This window comes from Moorena sp. SIO2C4 (assembly GCF_010672485.1).
GTDB classification, from domain to species: Bacteria; Cyanobacteriota; Cyanobacteriia; order Cyanobacteriales; family Coleofasciculaceae; genus Moorena; species Moorena producens.
Genome location: NZ_JAAHGN010000714.1, coordinates 1 through 3,962, shown reverse-complemented (window position 1 = coordinate 3,962; position 3,962 = coordinate 1). Strand labels below are relative to the sequence as shown.

The 3,962-nt window shown below is 47.1% G+C and carries 2 protein-coding genes; both read right to left on the bottom strand.

Annotation, left to right across the window (positions count from 1 at the left end):
• A partial coding sequence (locus tag F6K20_RS27725) for a hypothetical protein (RefSeq protein ID WP_287296824.1) occupies positions 1 to 2,337 on the bottom strand: 2,337 nt, incomplete at its 3' end.
• Positions 2,338 to 3,285: 948 nt separating this feature from the next.
• On the bottom strand, positions 3,286 to 3,962 hold a 677-nt coding region (locus F6K20_RS27720; protein ID WP_287296823.1), incomplete at its 5' end, for a UDP-glucose dehydrogenase family protein.

Below are 3,962 nucleotides of genomic sequence, written 5' to 3'. Positions count from 1 at the left end.
CTGACCTAAGCCCAAGCCATAACTAGTGCCCCCCATGGGAATGGGATTAATCGGGACTACTGGCCGGGGGGCTGGGGAACTTCTCAGATAGGGCAGCTGACCTAAACCCGAATTGTAAGGACTACCCCTCATGGGCATGGGATTTACTGGGGCTGGCAGAGGAGCGGGCATGGGTCTCGGGTAGGGCAACTGACCGAAGCCAGGGTTATAGGTAGTACCCCCCATCGGAATGGGATTGACTGGGGCTGGCAGGGGAGCCGGTGTAGTTCTCAAATAAGGTAGCTGACCTAACCCAGGGTTATAGCTAGGGTTATAGCTAGGGTTATAGCTAGGGTTATAGCTAGGGTTATAGCTAGGGCTATAACTATTTATTCCCTGGGGGGTAGACATGCCGAACCCTGCCGTTGGCATCAATAGTAAAGTTTGTGGTACGTAGTGCAATTGACCAGGATTACCATTACTCGTACCCAACGGCATCGACCCAGTTACTCCTGGCATCATCGGCATCAATAGTACCGTTTGTGGCACGTAAGGGAAATAGCCCCAATTCGGGTTAGGAGTATTGCTTCCCAACGGCATCGAGTTAGGAAGTGCTGGCAATGGCGCTGGTGTCTTGGTTTGTGGGAATACAGGCAGTTGTCCTACCGATTGGTTTTGGTAGTTATTCAGAAATAGGGGTGTCGCCGTTCCTTGCCCTAGCTGTTCCGGCAGGGTTGGTGGGGAAGGAGGCAGTTGCTTGAATTTTTTGGGAAGTTTACCAGCATTGGAGGGAATTGGCCCTGTTGGTACTGGCAAAGGTGCCGTTTTTGCTTGGGAGGTTGTCTGCTGGTTGGAGCTAGAGTTGGCACTATTTGGAACTAACTTCGGAATTAGGGATGGCAGCAGCTGATTACAGGCTGTGTTTGTTTGGCAGTTGCTCCACTTAGCTGGAACTACTCCTTCCAAATCCACACTCGAACTGCTGCCATAGGGCAACAGTTGGCTGAGCTTGAACTCCGTGAACTTTAAGTCTATTTGCTCTAGGTTTAGGGTCGATGATGACACTAGAGGCTTTTGAGGTGATGGCGTTAACGCTAACTTGTCTATTTTAGTGTCAGCTTTAGTGTCAGCTTTAGTGTTAGCAGATTTCTTCTGGGTGACTAGCTTAGAGTTAGCTGGTTTGCTCTGTTTTAGTTCCGACGACTCTGGGGCTGGTGAGCCTAGTTTCGAGGTAACCTCATGGTTAGGTCGATAAGAGACTTTAGTTTTATTGGGCACAGATGACTTGGCTAACCCATCCCTGTGTCCTGGTTTTAGATCCAGTTTCCCTGGTTTTTGAGGCTGTTGAGATAACTCAGGGATTCTCGAACCCACCTTTTTGCTAGTGGTGGTGTTTGGAGAAGCCAAGGCTTGGGCTTTTCCGAAGGCTGGGACTGCCCTAGCTCTAGACCTGGCATAGGGTGACCTGAACTTGGGTTTAGTTGATTGTCCTTGCTGGCGGTTACGTCTCGGCTGGGCTAGGGTAGTGCTGTTTTCTCTACCGTTACTGCTTTGTACAGCAGACTTTTTGCCTTTGGGCCGTGCTGGAATAACTTTGGCTATCTCCTCTGGCTGGGGCTTAGCTGTCGCCTGGATTGGAGCAGCTACGGTTTTTTTGGAGGCAGTTCTTGGGGTAGCTGAGCTTTGGGTTTTCAGCGGTGCAGAAACAGCTTTAGCTGTAGAGTCCCGTTTGGCTAATTGTTGCTGCTGCAACCGAGATAATGGTAAATCCCCTGGCCTGGTAGCGGCAGAACTGGGCTGAGCCGCCTTGGTTTTAAGCAGTGGAGGGATAGCCTTAGGGGTAGCCCTTGACTGGCGTGACCCTAACTTAGGCTTAGCTGCCCGTTTAGCTGGTTGTTCAGTCTGGGATTTAGAGTGCGGCAGCACAGATGAAGCCAGTTTTCTGGTGGAGTTGGTCCTTGGGACAGAAGACTTTTGGGTCTTAGTTGGCTCAGGGATTTTCTCCTGTTTACTTCCAAGCTTTCCTAGTGCTATAATTTTGGTTTGGGGGGCTTTTTCACTTTCCTCACTAACGGATTGACCTGAATCATTGCTCTGATTTGTCCGGAGCTGCTCTAAGAACTTAGTATGTTTAGATATAGCAGTTGCCTGAGCTGGTTCAATGGCACTCAAGGACAGCATCCAGACTACGGCGAATGACCCAGTACTAAGCAGTTGCATCCATAGAAGGACATTCTTAACTATCCATCTCAGACATTGACTAGTTGTTTGCTGGATTGTCTGGGTTTTTTGACTAATCAATCCTTTCTGTAAACCCTGTCGCCGCTCTAGGAAAGGGCTTGGTTTTGGGCGACTCATACTACCTCCACTCTCATTGATCTTGCCTGACCAGTTATGGTCAAAAATTTAGGACGCACCCAGTTTTAGAGGATTTTGGCTCATTTTTGTGGAAAAATGAACCAATATTAGCTCATATACCTCATATTTACCTGGACTGTTAGTGAATCTAAGCCAAAACTATCACCAAAATTACCATTACTAGAGTTTAGTGCTTAGCTCGATTTGTCGCCAACTAGATCACGCTTGGGTTACTGATCAGGTTTGCTGATAATCAATGGTTGCTGGCATCCATGAAGCCATTAAACCATCCACATATCTAATCCCCCCAATAGTTAACAACCAAATCAGTTCCCTGACCTGCCCTTTTGTGGTAGTGCCGATTTTTGGGTAGGACTTTAAGACTTGCCGTACACCTAGCCAATTTTAATGGGGATTACTGGTTAGTTAACTAAATTTAGATGCTTTATGCCCCGTCACCAAGGGTGCGGGGTGCTGACTGGGCTTTTGTTCTTGATCAACACCAACATTAGTCTTAACACAAAGTTGTTGCCAAATCCCAACAACTAAGATTTTTAGCTTTGGGGATGGGGTTTGGGTACTCAGCTAGTCTTCACAAAATAACTGAGGGGTCAAACCCCTCAGTTATTCTAGTACAGGATTTCACTTATGGCAATTTACATATAAGTCAGGTAAACTTGCTATCACAAAAATTCTCAAGGTGCGCTTTCCGCATCTAATTATTAAATTCGCCACGGGTCGGACCTAAAAGATGCCGCTAATTTTGTGACCAAAGCGCTCCAGGAAAGTCCTGATCCCTGGAGCAGGAAGTAACAACACAACTTGATTTTCCCAAGTCAGAGGTTTGTCGGGAAGTTTTAAAGGTAAAGTTGTCAGATAGAGTTAATCAGCTGCTCTGACAACTTTAGGTTGACGATCAATCCTAGCTCTATGAGGAGGGGATATAGTTCAACAACCAATTCCCAAATACGAGAAACCAGCACGTTCTAGCTGGTTCCGATCTAGGCAGTTGCGACCATCAATGATCACCGGATGATTCATCAGCTCGGCCATCTTACCATAGTCGAGCTTCTGGAACTGATCCCAATCTGTAACTAACACTAAAGCATCACAGCTATCAGCCAACCGTTCTGGATCCGTTTCGACAATCACGTTAGATAGACCATGACGCATCCCAGTTTGGGAAATAATTGGGTCATAGGCTTTGACCTTGGCTCCGAGTCGGTTTAGTTCCTCCACCAGATTTAGAGCAGGAGCATCCCGCATATCATCAGTATTGGGCTTAAAGGTCAAACCCAACAGCCCCACTGTTTTACCTTTGAGGATTTTCAGCTCTTTCTGGAGTTTTTCAACCGCAAGTAGACGTTGGCGTTTGTTGACACTGACAGTGGCTGTCAGCAAATCCGCTTCATAACCGTAATCTTCAGCGGTATGGAGTAGTGCTAAGACATCTTTGGGGAAGCAAGAACCACCCCAGCCAATTCCTGCTTGTAAAAACTTGTTGCCAATCCGGGAATCTAAACCAATTCCTTGGGCAACTTGGGTAACATCAGCACCTACGCGATCGCAAATATTGGCAATTTCATTAATAAAGCTAATTTTAGTAGCCAAAAAGGCATTAGCCG